The following is an 18,287-nucleotide window of genomic DNA, read 5'->3' on the forward strand; positions in this document are numbered from 1 at the left end:
CACGCATGTCCTGTCGTTCGTCGCTCTCGCCATCGCCCGAGCGACGAGACCGACGCACGACACGACCGACCGCCGTCGGCGCCGCCCCGCCGACGAGCGTCCGTCACTTCCGTCGGCCCGGACCACGTCGTGCCGCCGCGCCCGACTCCCCGGGACGGCGAACGCGCGACGGCGCCCGGCTCCCCGCGCGGACCTCGACCGGGAGGCCCCGGGCCGCGACCAGGACCAGGACCCAGGACCGCGACCGCGACGCCGCCCCGGGATCGCACGTGCACGACCGCGGCGAGGACCCTCAGCGACCGGCGCCGATGCGCCGCACCGGGATCCCGGCCGCGTGCCACGCATCGGTGTCCAGCACGCCGCGGCCGTCGACCACCGCGCGCGCACCGGGCACGTCCGCCGGGACGAGGGTCCGGTAGGCGGCGTGGTCGGCCTGGAGGATCGCGCCGTCGACCGGGCCGCCGCGCCACGGCTCGAGGTCGAGCGCCTCGAGCTCCTCGTCGGCGTAGAGCGGATCGGCGACGACGGCGCGGGCGCCTGCCGCCGCGAGCGCGTCGCGCAGGCCGAAGACGCCGCTGAAGGCCGTCTCCTTCACGTCGCCGCGGTAGGCGGCGCCGAGCACGAGCACCGTCCGGCCCCGCAGGTCGCCGTCGAGCAGCCCGGCCAGCAGGCCGACCGCGTAGGCGGGCATCGCCTCGTTCACCGCGCGCGCGGCGGCGGGCAGGCTCGCCCCGGGGTCGCCGGCGAGGTAGAAGCGCGGGTAGACCGGGATGCAGTGCCCGCCCACCGCGACGCCGGGCCGGTGGATGTGGCTGAAGGGCTGCGAGTTCGCCGCGTCGATGACGGCCTGCACGTCGACGCCGATCCGGTCGGCGTGCTGGGCGAGCTCGTTGGCGAAGGCGATGTTCAGGTCGCGGTACGTCGTCTCGGCGAGCTTCGTGAGCTCGGCCGCCTCCGCGCCCCCGAGCGACCGGACCTCGATCGGGTCCTCCGTCGCGGGCCGGGCTGCGGCCTCCTCGCCGTTGAGCAGCCGGCGGTAGCGCTGCGCGGTGCGCGCCTCGCCGGCCGGGTCGAGGCCGCCGACGAGCTTCGGGTACGTCTCGAGGTCCCGGAAGATCCGTCCGCTGTAGACGCGCTCGGGGCTGTGGGCGGCGTGGAAGTCGACGCCCTCCCGCAGGCCCGAGATCCGCTCGAGCAGCGGAGCGACCCGCGCGCGCGTGGAGCCGACCGGCAGGGTCGTCTCGACGACGATGCTCGGCGGCTCCCCGTCCGGCCCCGCGGCGGTGCCGCCCTCCTGCGCGGCGCGCGCGAGGCCGGCGCCGACGGCGGTCAGCGCCGCGTCGATCGCGCGCCAGTCCGGCTGGGCGTCGGCGTCGACGATCAGCGGCGGCACGACGAGCACGAGGTCGGCTCCACCGCCGGCGGCGATCGCCGCGACGGTGTCCGTCGTGGCGGACAGGCGTCCCGCCGGCACGGCGTCCGCCAGGGCCTCCGCGAGCCCGCCCTCCCCCGGGAACGGCTCCTGCGCGTCGTTCACGAGCGCGACGACGCCACGGTCGATGTCGCAGCCGACGACCTCGTGGCCGCGGCCGGCGGCGAACGCGGCCAGCGGGAGGCCGATCTTCCCCAGGGCGACGACGACGACCCTCATCGCGCCGCTCCGGTCGCATGGCCGCCCGGGGCGACGTGCACCGTCTCGCCCTCCGCGGCGCTGCGCAGCACGGCGTCGGCGAGCTCGACGGCCGCCAGCCCCTCCTCGAGCGAGACGACCGCCGCCTGCTCGTCGCCGCGGACCAGGGCGCAGAAGCCCTTGAGCTCGACGAGCAGCGGCTCGCGCCGCGAGAGCGCGTAGCGGGTGACGTCGCCCTCGCTCACGCCGCGCAGCGTCCGAGCGGCGTCCCACTCCGACGTCACCTCGCCGTTGGCGTAGAAGGTCAGGTCGGCCGTCAGCGTGTCGGCGACGAGCATCCCCCGCTCGCCGAGGACCCGCGTGCGGCGGACCTTCGTCGGCGAGAGCCAGTCGACCATCGTCGTGAAGGTCGTCCCGTGGGCGAGGCGCCCGACGACGTTCACGAGGTCCTCGTGCCGACGGCCCATCCGGTGCTGGGTCTGCGCGGCGAGCGTCACGACGGGGCCGCCGCCGAGCCAGCCGACGAGGTCGAGGTCGTGCGTCGCGAGGTCCTTCACGACCCCGACGTCGCGGATCCGGTCGGGGAACGGGCCGATCCGCTCCGTCGCGACGTGGAAGACCTGGCCCAGCTGGCCGGCCTGCGCGCGGCGGCGCAGCTCGATCAGCGCGGGGTTGCAGCGCTCGACGTGCCCGACGGCGCCCTGGACGCCGGCCGCGCGGACGGCGGCGATGAGCTCGCGCGCCCGCGCGGGATCCTCGGCCAGCGGCTTCTCGACGAGGACGGAGACCCCGGCGGCGACGAGCTCGAGGACCGCGGGCACGTGCTCCTCGGTCGGGACGGCGACGACCGCGAGCTCCGGGGCGCTCGCCGGGTCGTGGTCCAGGAGCGCCCGGACGGTCGGGAAGACGAGCGCCGGATCGGCGACCGCCCCGTGCCGGTCGCCGCCCGGATCGACGGCGCCGACGAACGTCGTCAGGCCCGACGTCTGCAGGAGCCGCGCGTGGTGGCGGCCCATCATCCCGAGGCCGACGATCGCGCCGCGCAGCGGCCGGGGGGCGGCGGTGGTCGCGCTCACCCCGGGGAGCCTACGGACCTCGCCTGCGGGCGGAGGTCCTGCGCGGCACGGCGTCGCCGCCGCTCGTGACCGGTCCGCGGCACGGCGCCGCCCCACCCGCGGTCGGGACCGCCCGCCGCCCGGGCGGCGGGCGCCCGCCGGTCACGCGCCGGTCATCCGTCGACCGGCGGGCGGGAGCGAACCGCTCCGGGCTCAGCGGACGTCGAACCGGTACAGGTCGTTGGCGTCCATGAGCGAGATGACCTTCTGCGGGTACTGCGTGTCGGTCGCGTAGCCGGCCTTCCAGATCGCCCGCACGAACGCGCGCGAGTCGTCCTTCACGGCGAACGCCGGGCGATAGCGCGAGGACTCCGAGAGGAACTCGCTGTGGTCGACGAACGAGTCGGTCGCGCTGCGGTAGAGGCGGAACGCCGCGAGCACGGTGTACTCCGAGCCGTCCGGGCGCTGCTCCTTCGTCTTGCGGAAGACGCAGCCGACGGCCTCGTCGCCCCACCGGTAGCGCTGGCCGCCCTTGTGCGCGGCCTTGATGCCGAAGTAGTTGTTGGCGCCGGCGGTGTGCTGGCCGTCGCCGGACTCGAGGATGCCCTGACCGAGCGTCACCGCGGCCGGCACGCCGGTACGGCGGTCGCTCGTGGAGGCGCCGGGGCCGAACCGCGCGACGAACTCGGCGCGACTGCCGGGCGCCCGCTCGAGCGCGAACGGCACGTCGGAGGTGCAGCGCCCCTCCTCGGCCTGCCCGGGCTGCGGCCCGCCGCCGGGGTTCGGGGCCTGGTCGCCGCCGCCGGGATCGCTCTCGGTCGGCTTGCAGTCCGGGGCGATCCGCCCGTCCGAGCCGGTGTACGTGTAGGAGTCCGGGACGAAGCCGACGGCCGGCTGCGTGATCCGGTTCCAGAGCTTCGAGGTGCCGTACGTGCCCTGGACCGCCGGGCCGATCGCCTGGCAGCTGATGCGGACCTTCGTGCCGGTCGGCAGGCGCGTGACCTCGCGCGCGGTCGTCGTCGGGCCGCGGCGGACGATGAGCGGCAGTCGCTCGGTCCCGATCCGGCCGGGCTTCGTCGCCCCGGCGGCGGGCCTCGTGCCGCAGGCGCCGGTGACGAGGCTGTCGGACCCGGTGAAGACGCGGCTGTCGGAGACGAAGCCGACGCGCCGCGGAAGCAGACCTTGTCCCAGATCTTCGAGCGCCCGTAGGGACCGGAGACGAGCGGGCCGGAGGTCTGGCAGACGATCGGCGCGCGGGCGCCCTTGGCGAGGCGGCCGATCCGCTTGCCGCCGGGCCTGGCGAGGACGGGGACGGCGCCCTTGGCGGCGGTGGCCGTGACGCCACCGCGGGCCGTGCCGGGCGCGGCGCCGGCCGCGGGGGCGAGCGTCAGCAGGCCGAGGGCGGCCGCGGCGGCCGCGGCCGCGTGGGAGGGGCGAGGCATGGGACTCCTCAGGGAACGCGTTGGGGGGACGGGCCGCGACGGTGGCGACCCCGCGACCGGCTGCGGGCTACGACGCCGGCGGGGCCGGCTCGGGGTCGTCTCATGGAGTTCTCACCGCGTCGCGCGACCCGCGGGCGCGGCGCTGCGCCGTCGGCGGGAGGCCGCGAGCGGTCCGCGCTGCGCGCCGCCGACTACGCTCCCGCCCATGGCTCGCAAGCCGCCGCGCGCGTCGATGCATCCCTCGGCCGTCGCCGACCCGACCGCGGCAGCCGGCGCCGGCTCGCTCGTCGGCCCGGAGGCCCGGCTCGGGGAAGGCGTGCGGCTGGCGCCCTACGCCGTCGTCGACGCCCGGTGCCGGGTCGGGGAGGGGACGATCATCGGGACCCACGCCGTCGTGCACCGCGACGTCGTCCTGGGTGCGGGCTGCGTGCTCGGCAGCCACGTCGTCGTGCACCCCGGCACGACCGTCGGGGACGGGGTCGTCGTCGGCGACCACGCGGTGCTCGGCAAGCCGCCGCGCCTGCGCGCGGGCTCGGCGTCGGCGCGCGAGGGGATCGCGCCGCTCGTCATCGACGACGGGGCCTCCGTCGGCGCGGGGTCGGTCGTGGCCGCCGGCGCCCGGATCGGCCGCGGCACGATCGTCGGCGACCAGGCGTTCGTCCGCGAGCGCGCGATCGTCGGCGCGGGCGGCGTCGTCGGCCGCGGCAGCACGGTGGACTGCGACGTCACCGTCGGCGACCGCGTGAGCATCCAGACCGACGTCTACCTGACGGCGCGCAGCACGGTCGAGGACGACGTCTTCCTCGGCCCCGGCGTGCTGACGACGAACGACGACCGGATGGGCCGTGCGCCGCTGGGCCCGGACGGGGAGCCCGAGCCGTCCGGGATCGAGCTGCGCGGCGCGACGATCCGCCGCGGTGCCCGTGTCGGCGGCCGCGCGACGCTCGTCCCCGGCGTCGAGATCGGCGCCGACGCGTTCGTCGCCGCCGGTGCGGTCGTCACGCGGGACGTCCCGCCCGCGACGCGCGTCATCGGCGTCCCGGCCCGACCGGCGGGCGAGGTGCCCGCCGCGGACCGGCTGCGCGACTGACGTCCGCCGAGTTGGCGCGTCGGCGCGATCGACCCCCCGCTCGGATACGCTCGCCGCGTGCCCGCCGCGCTGATCGGTTCGCCGCCGACGGTCCTCCGGCCCGGTCGCGCGCGGCGCGCCCGACGGCACGCCGCGCGGGCCCTCGCCGCGGTGCCGGTCCGGCTGGAGACCCCGGGCGCGCGCCGTCGCACGGCGTCCGAGCGGCGCACCCGCGCGTTCGCCGCGGCGGCGGTCGTCACCGGAGTCGGGGCGGTCGCGCTCGAGGTCGCGCGCGTCTGGCGTCGCGGCTCGGCGCCGCTGCCGTCGGAGGCCGACCACGTGCTGGACGCCGGGGCGGAGGCCGTCGGCGAGACGGTCGCCGTCGCGGTGGCCGGCTACCGCGAGGGATCGGTCGGCGAGAACGCGCTGCTGCACCTCCTGCTCTCCTTCACGGGCACGTGGCTCGTGACGCGGCTGTCGACGAGCGTCATCCGCCGCCGGGGCGGCTTCGGCCCGTTGCGGGACGTCGTCGTCGGCGACACGCACGTCCACCACTTCGTCCCGGGCATCGGGATGGCGTTCGCCGCGGGCGGCACGGCGATCCTCGCGGGCGCGGGCGGCGGTGGTCGCCGGCGCCTGCTCGGCTGGCTCGCCGTGCCGTACGGCGCCGGCCTGGCGCTGACCCTCGACGAGACCGCGCTGCTGCTGCGTCTCGACGACGTGTACTGGTCGGAGGAGGGCGTCGTGAGCGTCCACGTGACCCTCGGCTCGATCGCGCTGCTCTCGACGGCGCTCGTCGCGTCCCGGGTCGTGCGCCGCGGCGAGCAGGCCGTGCTGGCCGACCCGGACGACGACCGACCTTCCGACCCCGACGCACCGCACCTGCGGGTGGTGGCATGAGCCAGGATCCTTCCCCTCCGGTCCCCGACGACCCGGTCCCGGAGCAGCCGCCCGGCGCCCGGCGCCCGGAGCGCCCGGATCCGCCGATCGACGACCCGACCGGCCGCCCGTCCGGGGATCCGCCGCCCGGCGAGCAGCCGGAGAAGATGCCCTACCCCGGCCCGTTCGGCATGCGCCGCCCGGACCCGATCGGCCCCGACGGCCGTCCGCTCGCCTCGTGGGGGCGTCGCGTCCTGGCCTTCGTCCTGGACTCGATGATCATCGGCCTGCTGAGCCTGCTGCTCGGCGCGATCGCCGAGGGCGCCACCGGCGAGGACGTCCTCGTCATCGGGGAGGAGAACCGCAACGCGATCGGCCTGGACGCGATCTGGTCCGACGTCGGGGTCGGGGTCGCCGCGACGCTGCTGGCGACGCTCCTCTACGTCGTGCCGATGCTCGCCCGGACGAACGGCTTCACCGTCGGTCGCCGCGTGGCCAGGACGCAGCTCGTCCGCGCCGACGGCCAGCCGATCGAGCTGTGGTTCGCCACGACGCGGGAGATCTTCGTCAAGGGCCTCGGGGTTGCCGTCGTGGCCGCGCTGCCGGGCCTCGGCCCGATCATCGTCGCGGCGAACTACCTCTGGCCGATGGCCGACACCCAGCGCCGAGCGCTGCACGACTTCCCGCTCGACACGCGCACGGTCCGCACGAACGCCGAGCCGGCGACGAGCTGAGCGGGATCAGGCGACGTCGAGGGCCGCGGCGGCGGCCTTCGACGCCCGGCCGGCCGCGGTCCAGATGACCTGGTGCTGCGCCGGCCCGACGCCGATCATGCCGATCGGCACCTTCACCTGGTCCTCGATGTACTCGAGGTAGTCGCGGGCGGCCTGCGGCAGGTCCTCGTAGCGCGCCACGCTCGAGAGGTCCTCCTCCCAGCCGGGCAGCTCGTCGTACTCGGGCTCGACGTGGTGCAGGACCGACTGGTGGTACGGGAACCGCTCGAGCTCGGCGCCCTCCGCGCTGCGGTAGCGCGTGGCGACCTTGATCGTCTCCTGGCCGGTGAGGACGTCGAGCTTCGTGATGCAGAGCTGGTCGAGCGTGCAGAGGCGCGCGGCGTAGCGCAGCGCGACGAGGTCCAGCCAGCCGATCCGGCGGTCGCGACCGGTGGTCGTGCCGCGCTCGGCGCCCTTCTCGCGCAGGCCGTCGGCGAGCGGGCCGTCGAGCTCGGTCGGGAACGGGCCGGCGCCGACGCGGGTGCAGTACGCCTTGACGACGCCCCAGATCTCGTCGAGGTCCTTCGGGCCCGCGCCGGAGCCGACCGCCGCCGCCCCGGCGACGGGGTTCGACGAGGTGACGAAGGGATAGGTGCCGTGGTCGATGTCCAGCAGCGCGGCCTGGGCGCCCTCGAAGAGGACGTTGCCGCCGTCGTCCAGCGCGTCCCAGACGAGCGCGGCGGTGTCGGCGATGTGGCGCTCGAGCCGATGACCGTAGGCGAGGTACGTCTCGGTCATCGCCTGCAGGTCGAGGACCGGGTCCTTCTGCCAGGGGCGCAGCGAGCGCTCCTTGGGGTGCAGCGCGGCGACGATCTTCTTCTTCAGGATCGACTCGTCGAGGAGGTCCTGGACGCGGATGCCCAGGCGCAGCGCCTTGTCGGCGTAGCAGGGGCCGATGCCGCGCTTCGTCGTGCCGATCTGGTTCTTGCCCAGCCGCGTCTCGCCCGCCACGTCGAGGAGCTTGTGGTAGGGCATGATCACGTGCGCGTTGGGGCTGATCCGCAGCCCGCTGGCGTCGACGTCCTGGGTGGCGAGCTGCTCGAGCTCGCGCAGCAGGACCTCCGGGTCGACGACCACGCCGTTGCCGATGACGCACGTCGTGCCGGGGTAGAGGATCCCCGACGGCACGAGGTGGAAGGCGTACTTCACCTCGCCGTGGACGATCGTGTGCCCGGCGTTGTTGCCGCCCTGGAAGCGGACGACGACGTCGGAGCGCTCCGCGAGCAGGTCGACGAGCTTCCCCTTGCCCTCGTCGCCCCACTGAGCGCCCACGATCACGATGCCTGGCATGTCGGCAGGGAGGGTATCGACCGCTGCCTCGTGGACCGGTCGCGACCGCCGGCTGGCAGACGTCAGGAGGCCGGCGAGCCGCGGTCGCGAGCGGCGGCGGCGGACCCGGGAGGCCGCTGCGCGGCGGTCGCGGCCCGCGCCCGGCCCGGGGCGACGGCAGGACGCGGGGCGCGAGCTCAGCCCTGGTCGCGCCCGCGGCGCACCGGGCGGTGCGCGCCCTGCGGGTCGGTGCCCCAGGTCGGCGGGATGACCGGCGGCGGCGCGTCGTCGTCCCAGCCGCGGTCCCAGCGCTCGCCCTCGGAGGGCAGCAGGGCCCCCGGGTCGCCGGGGATGAGCGCTCCGGCACCGCCGGGGATCTCGTGGCCCGCGACGCCGAGGCCGGCGGCCTCGGCCCCCCACCGGTCGCGCGCGGGGCGCCCACCGGGGCCGCCGTCGGTCGGCTGCCGGTGCCGGTGGTCGACGGCGTCGGGGATCATCACGATCCGGCACATCTCCTCGAGCCGGGAGACGGTCCGCTCGCCGACCTGCTCCCGCAGCGCGTCGGGATCGAGGTTCGTCGTGATCATCACCGCGCGCTCCTCCTCGTAGCGCGCGTTGACGATCGAGTAGAGCTGCTCGAGGACCCACGGCGTGGACTGCTCGGCGCCGACGTCGTCGATCTGCAGCAGGTCGACGCGGGTCAGCGCGTCGTGGAGCTGCAGCATGCTCAGGCCGCTGTCGTTGTCGAAGGTGTCGCGGATCTCGGCCAGCAGGCGCGGCAGCGAGTAGATCGCGACGGTCCGCCCGGCCTCGATCGCGTGCTTGGACACGAGCGTCGCCAGCGACGTCTTCCCGTTCCCGGTCCCACCGGTGAGCCACAGCCCCTCGCCGGCGGCGAGCCGCTCGTCGAGGTGGGCGACGTAGTCGCGGGCGATCCCGACGACGCGGCGGTCCATGAGCGAGACCGGGGGCCGGTCGAACCCGAGGTCGCGGTACTTCTTCGCGATCCGGGCCCGGAGGCCGCCGGCCACGCGCCGGGCGCGCTGCTCGCCCTGGCAGCGGCAGGGGGTGGCGGTGCGGGTCCGGTCGTCGACGATCCAGCCGGAGCCGTCGCAGACGTCGTACGGGCAGCGCACGGGCTACGGGCTCCCCGGGAGCGGCGGGCCGCCGTTGCCCGGCAGCGGAGGGCCGCCGGCGCCCACCCCGACCGGCGGGCCGCCGCTGAAGTGCGCGGGCGGGCCGCCGTCGTCGGGCCGGTGGGCGAGGGTCAGGAAGCGCGGGTACTCGCTCTGGAACAGGAGCTTCACGGTCCCGAGGCGACCCGAGCGGTTCTTGGCGATGATGAGCTCCGCGACGCCCGGCTCCTCCGTGGTCTCCGGGTTGTAGTAGTCGTCGCGGTAGAGGAACATCACCTGGTCGGCGTCCTGCTCGATGTTCCCCGACTCGCGCAGGTCGCTGAGCATCGGCCGCTTGTCGGGCCGGCTCTCCACCGCGCGGGAGAGCTGCGACAGGGCGATCACCGGGCAGCGGAGCTCCTGGGCGAGGATCTTCAGCCCGCGCGACATCTCGCCGACCTGCTGGACGCGGTTCTCCGCGCGCCCGTCGGCCCGCATGAGCTGCAGGTAGTCGACGATCACGAGCGAGACGCCGTGCGGCTGCGAGGACGCGAGCCGGCGGGCCTTCGCGCGGACCTCCATGATCCCGATGTCCGAGCTGTCGTCGATGTAGAGCGGCGACTGCGACAGCCGGTCGGCGACCTCGAGGACGTCGGGCCAGCGGTCGCCGATCCGGCCCTTGCGCACGTCGTCGCCCTTGATCGCGGCCTGCGAGGCGATGACGCGCTGCAGGAGCTCGCGCTCCGGCATCTCGAGCGAGAACAGGGCGACGGCGCCCTTGTTCTGGAGCGCGACGTTCTCGGCGAGGTTCGTCACGAGCGCCGACTTGCCCATCGCCGGCCGAGCGGCGAGGACGATCATCGCTCCCGGCTGCAGGCCGGCGGTCGCGAGGTCGAGGTCCCGGAAGCCCGTCTCCAGGCCGGTGATGTCGCGACCGTCCTTCTCGAGCTCCTCGAGGTGCTGGACGGCGGCGTCGACGAGCTCGCCGACGGCCGTCAGGCCCTGCGTCGTCTCGCTCTGGGAGACCTCGAAGACCCGGGCCTGCGCGCGCTCGAGGACGTCGGCGGGGTCCTGGTCCCCTCGCGAGATCTCCAGCTGGATGTCATAGGTCGCCTGCTGCAGCCGCCGGAGGCGGCCGAGCTCGAGGACGATCTGCGCGTGGCGCGGGAGCGACGCGACGTCGGTGACCGCGGAGGCGAGGCTCCAGACGGCGTCCTCGCCGCCGGCCTGCTCGAGCGCCGCGTTGCGCCGCAGCCGGTCGACGACGGTGATCGAGTCGACGGGCTGGCTCTCGCCGTAGAGCTGGCGGATCGCCTCGTAGATCGCCTGGTGGCGGGCGAGGTAGAAGTCCTCCGCGCGCAGGCCGTCGTCGATCGTGACCGCGTAGCGCGCCTGCTCGGAGAGCATGAGCGCCCCGAGCACCGCCTGCTCGGCCCGCAGGTCGTGCGGCGGCACGTGGGCGGCGGCCGCCGGGGTACCGCCCTCGCCGCCCAGGGCACCGAGGTCCATGCTCGTGCCCGCGTCGTCGTCGCCCGCGAACGCGTAGCCGTCGTCGGAACCGTCGTACGGGGTCGGGTCGTGGTCGTCGGTGGACATGGGAACGGCGAGCGGGGCCGCGGGCGTCGGAGGGTCGCTCACGACCTTCGCACCCGGGGCGGCGGGACGCAGGCACCCGTGCGGCGGAGCCGCCCGGGGCGTGCGGAGGTCGGAACCTAGCAGCGGCGGGACCGCTGGCCGCGGAGCGCGGGACGACCTCCCCGCTCCGTGCGGGAAATCCCGCGTCCCGCGGCGTGACCCGGCCCCGGAACGCACGACGGCGCCCGGAGGGCGCCGTCGGAGCAGCAGGTCGCCGCGGAGCGGCGGGCGCGGATCAGCGCTCGGTGACCACCATGGTCTTGACGTTCGCGATGACGCCCTCGGCGAGCTCCACGTCGACGACGTACGTGCCGGTCGCGCGGATCGGCTCGGCGAGCCGGACGCGGCGACGGTCGACCTCGACGCCGCGCGCCTCCTGGATCGCGTCGGCGATGTCCTGCGCGGTGACCGAGCCGAAGAGGCGGCCGTCCTCGCCCGTCTGGTGGGTGATGGTGAGGACGGTGTTCGTCAGCTGGTCGGCGAGCTCGCGCGCCTGGCCGATGGCCTCGGCGCGCTGGCGGGCCTGCGCCTCGGCGACGCGCGCGGCGTGCTCGATGGCGGTCTTCGTCGCGGGCGCGGCGAGCTGACGGGGGAGCAGGTAGTTGCGGAGGTACCCCTTGGACACCTCGACCACGGCACCCTTGGCGCCGAGCTGCGGAACGTCCTGGAGAAGAATCGCCTCAGGCATGCGTGTCACGTGCAGTCGTGGATCGGAGACCGGGCGCAGCAGCACGCGCGCCGCACGGCCGGACACGAGAGGATGGCACGTCGGTCCGGTCCCGCGCGGTGCGACCCCGTCCCGGCGGAGCGGCGGTGCGGTCCGCGCGAGCCGCTCCGGACGGGATCTGCCTGCGTACGGGCGCCGCGGTCCTCGTGCCTAGAACGGGATGTCGTCGTCGGCCGGCGCGCCGACGCCCTGGTTGTAGCCCCCGCCGCTCCCGCCGCCCTGGCGCGGACCGCCGAAGTCGCCCTGGTCCACGGCGTAGTTGCCGCCGCCGCCGAAGCCGCCGGCCGCCGCGGGCTGGGGCTGCTGCGGCGGGGCCTGCTGCGGCGCCTGGGCGGGCGGGGCGCCCCAGTCGTCCTGCGGCGCGGGCTGCTGCTGGTTCCAGCCACCGCCGTTGCCGCCACCGCCGCCACCGCCCGGAGCGCCGTCGCGGCCCCCGATGAACTGGACCTCCTGCGCGACGATCTCGATCGACTCGCGCTTGTTGCCCTGCTGGTCCTGCCACTCCCGCCAGCGCAGACGGCCGTCGACGGCGACCTGCCGCCCCTTGCTGAGGAAGCGCCCCGCGGCGTCGGCGGAGTTGCCGAAGATCGAGACGTTGAAGAAGTTCGGCTCCTCGACCCACTCGCCGGACTGGTCGCGACGGCGGCTGTTGACGGCCACGCGCAGGCTGCAGACCGACCCTCCGGACGGGAGGGTGCGGAGCTCGGGGTCGCGGGTCAGGTTCCCGACGATCGTGACGCGGTTGATCGGCATCGTGTGCTCTCTCTCGTTTCCAGGGGGCCGAGCGACCGTACCGCGCGGCGGGCGGTGCGCCGCCGCTCGTGACGGCTTCGGCGCGCTCTCCGGACGACATCGACGCGCGGAGCCGGAGAGTCGCGGCTGCGGCCAGCATGGCAGGGCTCTCGGACGCGGTTCGGGCCGCGCGAGAACCCCCTGGAAACGGCCGGTTCGCCGGTGTCCGGGGCGGCGCGCGGACCGGGCGGGACGGGCCGGCGCGCGCCGGCCGCCCGGGACCGGCGAAGCGCTCCGAGGAAGCCGACGGGCACGCCGACGGACAGACCGGCGGGCGCCGAGGACCGACGGGAGCACGGCGGAACGCCGGCCGCGGCACGTCGGGACGCCGGCCGGGGGACGTCGGAACGCCGGCCGGGGGACGTCGGAACGCCGCCCGGGCCCACCGACACGCCGGTCGTGCCAGAGGACCGCGGCCCCGTTGCCGACGCGCCCCGCCCCCGGAACGACGAACGCCGCCCGGTGGGCGGCGTGCGAGGGGCCCCGCCGAGGCGGGTGCGACGGTGCGTCGGGCTCAGGCGGCCGCGGCGGCGGCGTCGATCGCGCGGAGGTCCGGGAGGTCGACCGGGTTGCGGTCGAGCTTGATGATCCGGTGGCGCACGACGATGTCGGCGATCTTCAGCTGGCGATCGAGCTCGTTGAGCAGCTCGACCGGACCCTGGAAGCGGAAGACGCGGTACTCGGCCGTCGTCTCGTCGCCGATCGGGTAGGCGAGCTGGCGCACGCCCCACTCCCGGCCCTCGAGCACCGTGCCCTGGCCCTGGATGAGCTGCTCGACCTCGACGGCCAGCTTCTGGCGCGCCTCCTCCTCGGCGGAGGCGAGGAGCAGGAGGACGAGGTCGTAGGAAGGTGCGGGAGCGGCCATGAGAAAGGTGTTTCGCTGCGGGAGCGGCGACCGAAGGTAGCAGAGCCCACCGGCCCGCCGTCGCCCGGTCGAGGCGCGCGACGGGCGCTCCCACGGGCGGCCGAGGCGCTCCGACCTCCCCACGCGCGTCGCGTGTCGGGGACGCTTCGGCTCCCGAGCGCGGGCCGACGCGCGCGGGCCGACGCCCGCGTGGCCCACGTCGCGTGTCGGGGACGGTCCGAGGCCCGGACCCGGACCGACACGCGCGGACGTCCTCGCATCGCCGGATCGCGTGTCGGGGGCGTTCCGGGACCCGAACGCCACGGTCCGTGGGGAGAACCGCGCCGCGCCGCCGGGTCAGGGAAGCACGATGCCGCTCCCCCGTCTCGATCCCTCCCATCCGCTCGCGCGCGTGCGCTGGGCGAACGTCCTCGCCGTCCTGGCGGTCGCGGGCGCCGTGCTGGTGCTCGCGGCGTGGCCGCGGGTCGGCGGCGGTCCGCCGGCGGTGCCCGACGGCGACCGCCGGTCGCTCACCGGCGAGCCGCTCGCGGCGGCGCCCGGAGCGCCGGGGGACCGCCGAACCGCGCCGGGCCTCGGCGACGCGGGCGCGCGCGGGCCCGCCGTCGAGGGGCCGGCCGACGGGGACGGCGGGGCGTCGCCCGATCGGGACGCGCACCCGGACGGCGGCACGACGGACCATCTCGGAGGCACGCCCGGCGGTGCGGGCGACGTCGAGCGGGAGCGCGCGAGGGCCGACGACGGTCGGGGCGGGACGCGCGGAGGCCCCGGGCGCGACGGAGACCGAGCGGCGGGCGGCGACCGGCGCGCCGCCGGCGACTCGGCCGGCCGAGAGGAGCGCGCCGAGGGTCGTGCCCGCCGAGCGGACGGGCGGCAGCGGCGGGCGGGCCGGCGGGGGCAGCGCGCCGCCCGCCGGGCGTCGACCGGGACCCGCAGGCGGTCCGCCGATCGGCGTCGGCGCGCACGACGGCGCGCGTCCGCCGCCCGTCGCCCGCGCGCCGCGCGGACGGCCCGGTCGGCGCCGGCGGCCCGCCCGTCGCCGCGGCGACCGGCTCCGGCCGTCCGTCCCGCACCGGCGGCGGCGGTCCGCCCGGCCCCGGCCCGCCCGCACCCGCGACCCGCGCGTCCCTCCGGTGCGTCCTCCGAGTTCGGCCAGCCGTAGGCGCGCCGGCGACCGCGGCTCACCGTGCCGCGTCGCCACCGCCGCCGCCCCGCCGAGTCCAGGCCGCTGTCCGGGGCGGCCACCCTGCCGCGTCGCGACCGCTGCCCCGCCGAGTCCAGGCCGCCGCCGCGGCGGCCACCGTGCCGCGTCGCCACCGCCGCCGCCCCGCCGAGTCCAGGCCGCTGTCCGGGGCGGCCACCCTGCCGCGTCGCGACCGCCGCCCCGCCGAGTCCAGGCCGCCGCCGCGGCGGCCACCGTGCCGCGTCGCCACCGCCGCTGCCCCGCCCAGCCAAGTCGCCCGGCGGCGACGGTGCCGCTGGCCTCCGAGATCGACGACGCGCGTCGTGCCGCGCCGCCCCGGCCGGCCGACGGGTGGAGGCCCGGGACCCGGACCGATCAGGCGCCGTCGCCGTCGGCGACGGCCGCCGCGTCCGCGCTGCCGCCCTCGTCCTTGCGGCGGATGTCGGCGAGCTGCTCGTCGATCCAGTCGCCCGGGTCGCGGCGGGTGATCGTCTCGCGCAGGCCGGTGATGCGGTGCTCGCGCTCCTCGCCGCTCATCGTGAGCGCGCGGTGGATCGCGTTGGCGAGCGACTGGACGTCGAACGGGTTGACCGTCAGGGCGAACTCGCCGAGCTCCTCGTGGGCGCCGGTGTTCTCCGACAGGATCGAGACGCCGTCGCGCTCGTTCACCATCGGCCCCTCCTTCGCCACGAGGTTCATGCCGTCGAACATCGCGTTGACGATGTGGACGTCGTAGTGGCGGTAGGCGGCCATCGCCTCCTCGAGGTCGTCGCGGAGCTTCAGCTGGATCGGCATCCAGTCCGGCGTGCCGTGGCGGTGGTTGACGACCGCGACGAGCGCCTCGATCCGCTCGAGGTACTCGCGGTACTCCGGGACGTCGGTCCGGGACGGCATGAGCTGCGCCATGAACGTCACGCGCTCGGCGAACTCCGGGTGCTGCTCGAGGAAGAGGTCGAAGGCGGTGAAGCCGCGCAGGACGTTCTTCGAGAGGTCGGCGCGGTCGACGCGCAGGATGAGGAAGTCGCGCCGTCGGCGCAGGAGCTCGTCCTCGAACTCGCGCACGCGCGCCCGGCGCGAGACCTCGCGCGTGGCCTTCGCGTCGATCGGCAGCGGGTAGGCCCGGACCCAGACCTCGCGGTCGTCGAGGTGGACGACGCCCCGCTTGTGGTCGACCTCGAGGTCGAGCAGGTCCTCGCAGCACTGCAGGAAGTTCCGCCGGTAGCTGCGGGTGTGGAAGCCGACGATGTCGTTGGCGAGGATCCCGCGGTAGAGCTCGTTGCGGATCTTCGTCGGCAGCACGCGCCAGCTGTCGGACTGCGACCACGGGATGTGGACGAAGTGGTGCAGGAAGGCGTCGGGGCGCCGCTCGCGGACCATCTGCGGCAGGAGGTACAGGTGGTAGTCGTGGACCATCACGACCGGCTCGCTCTGGCCCTCGATCTCCTCGACGACCGCGTCGGCGAGGTCCTGGTTGACGAGCTTGTAGCCGTACTCGTACGCCTCGACCTCGTGCGCCCGGATGTCCGGGGCGTTGCTCTGGTCCCAGAGGTAGTGCTGGATGAACCAGAGCATCGGGTTGGCGATGATCGAGTAGAAGCGCTCGTAGGCGACCTCGTCGGAGACGACGAGCCGCACGTCGTACGAGCCGCCGGCCGGGGAGTCGACGGTGAACGCCTTGCCGCCGGCCTCGCGCGAGCGGTCCGCGTCGCCGCGACCCATCGCGCTGGCGATCCACGTCGCCCGGCGGTGCGAGGCCAGGCCGGTGAGCGCCGTCACCAGCCCACCCGTCCCGCGGCTGATCGAGCCGTCGGTGTCGAAGGTCACCGGACCGCGGTTGGAGACGAGGACCAGCGGCTGCTCGGCGGACTCGGTCATCGCCTCCGACCCTAGCGAGCGCTCCGCCCGCGATCGTCAACGCCACGTGCACCGCCACGACGGGCCGGTCAGCGCACTGCCCGCGCCCGGCGGCGACGCTCGCCCGGGGAGATCCCGTAGCGGTCGCGGAACGCGGCGTGGAACGTGCTCGCCGAGCCGAACCCGCACGCCGTCCCGACGTCCAGCACGCCGACGTGGTCCCACTCGGGGGCGGCCAGCCGCGCGTGGGCGCGGAGGAGCCGGGCCGTCCGGATCGCGGCCGCGGGCGTCGTGCCGCGCAGCTGCAGTGCCGCCTGGACCTGCCGCAGCGACCAGCCGAGGGCGTCGGCGAGCGTCGCCGGGGTGAGCGACGGGTCGTCCGAGCGCCGCCGCGCCTCGGCGAGCGCCGCCGCGGCGAGGTCGGCGAGCGGCTCGCCGTCGCCGGGACGCGCCACGCACCGCGCCCAGAGCTCGGCCAGCCGGTCGCCGAGCTCGGCGAACTCGTCGCCCCGCAGCTCGTCCCGCCGCGCCGAGAGCTCGCGCACGAGCGTCGCCGCGATCCCCGGCAGGCCCCGGTCCGCGCGCAGGACGACCGGCTCGGGCCCGGGAGCGGCCGCCGGCCAGCGATCGCCGGGCACCGTCAGGACCCAGGCGCGGGCCCCCGCGGCGTGCTCGAGCAGGAGCGGTCCGGTCGCCAGCACGCCGGCCTGCCCGGGACGGAGCGTCGTCGGCTCGCCCGTGCCGCCGAGCCGCAGCGCGCCGCGCAGCGGCAGGAAGACCCGGACGTGGTCGTCGTCGATCGCGCGGGCGGCGGCCGCGCGGTGGACGTAGCTCGCCTGCCCGGACCAGAACTCGACGAGCTGGTGGCCGCCGCCGCGCTGCACGACGGTGCCGCCGACGAAGCCCCGCGGATCGCCGACGCGGACCTGCAGCGGCCCGTGGTTCTCGCGCACGTGATCGCACCAGGCGGCGACGCGGTCGTCCGGGTCGACCGCCGTCGTCGTCGCTCCGCTGACCGCGTACTCGAGCATCGCCTCGCGGGCGCTCCGCGCGGATCCGGCGCGTCCGTGCGCGGATCCGGTCGCCGGGACCTCGCCCGGCTGCGAGCTTCGCACAGGACCGCCGCGCGGTCCACGCGCCGCCGTCCACGACCCGAGAGGCACCATGCGCACGATCGAGCTCGACGACACGACGATCGCCTACGAGGAGGGCGGCCCCGCCGACGGCGTCCCGGTGCTGCTGAGCCACTCCCTCTTCTTCGACCACCGGATGTTCGACCCGCTCGCGGCGCTGCTGCAGGAGGCGGGGTTCCGGACGATCGCGTACGACCAGCGCGGCCACGGGCAGACGCCGGGCGCACCGCGCGAGCGGCTGACGATGGACGCGCGCACCGCCGACGCGGCGGCGCTGCTGCGCGGCCTCGACCTCGCTCCCGCCCACGTCGTCGGCAACTCGATGGGCGGCTTCGTCGGCCTGCGGCTCGCGGCGCGTCACCCCGAGCTCGTGCGCACGGTCGGCGCGCTGGGCTCCTCGGCCGAGGAGGAGCACCAGCTCGAGGCGTTCGCCCCGCTCGTGGAGCGTCTCGGCGAGGAGGGCGCCGCGCCGGCGATCGACGTCCTGCTGCACATCATGTTCGGCGACACGTCGCTCGCGTCGCGGCCGGACCTCGTCGCTCCGTGGCGCGAGCGGATGGCGGCGCTCTCGCCCGCGATCGCCGACAGCGCGCTGGAGGTCATCCACCGCGCCCCGGTGGTGGAGGAGCTCGCCGGCTGCGCCGTGCCCGTCCTCGCGATCTCGGGCGCCGAGGACCACGCCTATCCGCCGCCGCTCTCCGACGAGCGGCTCGCCGACGCGGCCGGCGGCCGCTGGGTGCGGGTCGACGGCGCCGGGCACTCCGTCGCGCTCGAGCAGCCCGAGGCGTGCGCCGCGGCCCTGCTGGAGCACTTCGCGCGCCACGCCGTGCCCGCCTGAGCGCCGCCCCCGGCCGTCGCCGCGACCGAGC

At 76.2% G+C, this 18,287-nt stretch carries 15 protein-coding genes; 4 read left to right on the top strand and 11 right to left on the bottom strand.

The window, feature by feature from the left end; translation table 11 throughout:
• Nucleotides 1-292: 292 nt before the first annotated feature.
• The 3 genes from SK069_RS09000 to SK069_RS09010 all read right to left on the bottom strand — a co-directional run bounded on the left by SK069_RS09000 (nt 293) and on the right by SK069_RS09010 (nt 3,411).
• Nucleotides 293-1,651 (bottom strand): nucleotide sugar dehydrogenase, encoded by a 1,359-nt coding sequence (locus SK069_RS09000; protein ID WP_319953880.1) that lies wholly within the window; start codon nt 1,649-1,651, stop codon nt 293-295.
• Nucleotides 1,648-2,706, bottom strand: coding sequence for a Gfo/Idh/MocA family protein (locus SK069_RS09005; RefSeq protein WP_319953881.1), 1,059 nt, complete (start codon nt 2,704-2,706; stop codon nt 1,648-1,650). The genes SK069_RS09000 and SK069_RS09005 overlap by 4 nt, the downstream gene beginning before the upstream one ends.
• 192 nt (nt 2,707-2,898) lie before the next feature.
• A complete protein-coding gene (locus SK069_RS09010) occupies nt 2,899-3,411 on the bottom strand; it encodes a glucosaminidase domain-containing protein (protein WP_319953882.1) in 513 nt (170 codons plus the stop codon).
• 921 nt (nt 3,412-4,332) lie between these two features.
• On the opposite strand from SK069_RS09010, the gene SK069_RS09015 reads away from it, so the two are divergent.
• The 3 genes from SK069_RS09015 to SK069_RS09025 are packed head-to-tail and all read left to right on the top strand — an operon-like array spanning nt 4,333 to nt 6,809.
• Nucleotides 4,333-5,217, top strand: coding sequence for an acyltransferase (locus SK069_RS09015; RefSeq protein WP_319953883.1), 885 nt, complete (start codon nt 4,333-4,335; stop codon nt 5,215-5,217).
• A 57-nt stretch (nt 5,218-5,274) separates the two neighbouring features.
• Nucleotides 5,275-6,096 carry a hypothetical protein gene (locus SK069_RS09020; RefSeq protein ID WP_319953884.1) on the top strand — a complete coding sequence of 274 codons (822 nt, stop codon included), beginning with the start codon at nt 5,275-5,277 and terminating at the stop codon, nt 6,094-6,096.
• Complete coding sequence (locus SK069_RS09025) at nt 6,093-6,809, top strand: RDD family protein (protein ID WP_319953885.1); 717 nt, start codon at nt 6,093-6,095, stop codon at nt 6,807-6,809. Before SK069_RS09020 ends, SK069_RS09025 begins: the two co-directional genes overlap by 4 nt.
• A 6-nt stretch (nt 6,810-6,815) precedes the next feature.
• On the opposite strand, the gene SK069_RS09030 is transcribed toward SK069_RS09025, so the two are convergent.
• The 8 genes from SK069_RS09030 to SK069_RS09065 all read right to left on the bottom strand — a co-directional run bounded on the left by SK069_RS09030 (nt 6,816) and on the right by SK069_RS09065 (nt 17,316).
• Entirely contained in the window at nt 6,816-8,138 is a 1,323-nt protein-coding gene (locus SK069_RS09030) for an adenylosuccinate synthase (protein WP_319953886.1), read from the bottom strand.
• A 176-nt stretch (nt 8,139-8,314) separates the two neighbouring features.
• Entirely contained in the window at nt 8,315-9,253 is a 939-nt protein-coding gene (locus SK069_RS09035; RefSeq protein WP_319953887.1) for an ATP-binding protein, read from the bottom strand.
• A gap of 3 nt (nt 9,254-9,256) precedes the next feature.
• Nucleotides 9,257-10,828 carry a replicative DNA helicase gene (dnaB, locus tag SK069_RS09040; protein ID WP_319953888.1) on the bottom strand — a complete coding sequence of 524 codons (1,572 nt, stop codon included), beginning with the start codon at nt 10,826-10,828 and terminating at the stop codon, nt 9,257-9,259.
• Between the two features lie 274 nt (nt 10,829-11,102).
• Nucleotides 11,103-11,555 carry a 50S ribosomal protein L9 gene (gene rplI / locus SK069_RS09045; protein ID WP_319953889.1) on the bottom strand — a complete coding sequence of 151 codons (453 nt, stop codon included), beginning with the start codon at nt 11,553-11,555 and terminating at the stop codon, nt 11,103-11,105.
• 189 nt (nt 11,556-11,744) lie between these two features.
• Complete coding sequence (locus tag SK069_RS09050) at nt 11,745-12,347, bottom strand: single-stranded DNA-binding protein (RefSeq protein WP_319953890.1); 603 nt, start codon at nt 12,345-12,347, stop codon at nt 11,745-11,747.
• Nucleotides 12,348-12,900: 553 nt separating this feature from the next.
• Complete coding sequence (rpsF, locus tag SK069_RS09055; RefSeq protein ID WP_319953891.1) at nt 12,901-13,251, bottom strand: 30S ribosomal protein S6; 351 nt, start codon at nt 13,249-13,251, stop codon at nt 12,901-12,903.
• A 1,555-nt stretch (nt 13,252-14,806) separates the two neighbouring features.
• On the bottom strand, nt 14,807-16,306 hold the full coding sequence (locus tag SK069_RS09060; RefSeq protein WP_319953892.1) for an alpha,alpha-trehalose-phosphate synthase (UDP-forming): 1,500 nt from the start codon (nt 16,304-16,306) through the stop codon (nt 14,807-14,809).
• A gap of 68 nt (nt 16,307-16,374) precedes the next feature.
• Nucleotides 16,375-17,316: an AraC family transcriptional regulator gene (locus SK069_RS09065; protein WP_319953893.1), complete on the bottom strand. Its 942-nt coding sequence runs from the start codon at nt 17,314-17,316 to the stop codon at nt 16,375-16,377.
• 133 nt (nt 17,317-17,449) lie between these two features.
• Here SK069_RS09065 and SK069_RS09070 point away from each other — a divergent pair, with 133 nt between their 5' ends.
• The gene (locus tag SK069_RS09070; RefSeq protein WP_319953894.1) at nt 17,450-18,256 is read left to right on the top strand and encodes an alpha/beta fold hydrolase; all 807 of its coding nucleotides are present in this window, start codon (nt 17,450-17,452) and stop codon (nt 18,254-18,256) included.
• Nucleotides 18,257-18,287: the final 31 nt, after the last annotated feature.

It is taken from the genome of Patulibacter brassicae, from assembly GCF_033949425.1.
GTDB classification, from domain to species: domain Bacteria; phylum Actinomycetota; class Thermoleophilia; order Solirubrobacterales; family Solirubrobacteraceae; genus Patulibacter; species Patulibacter brassicae.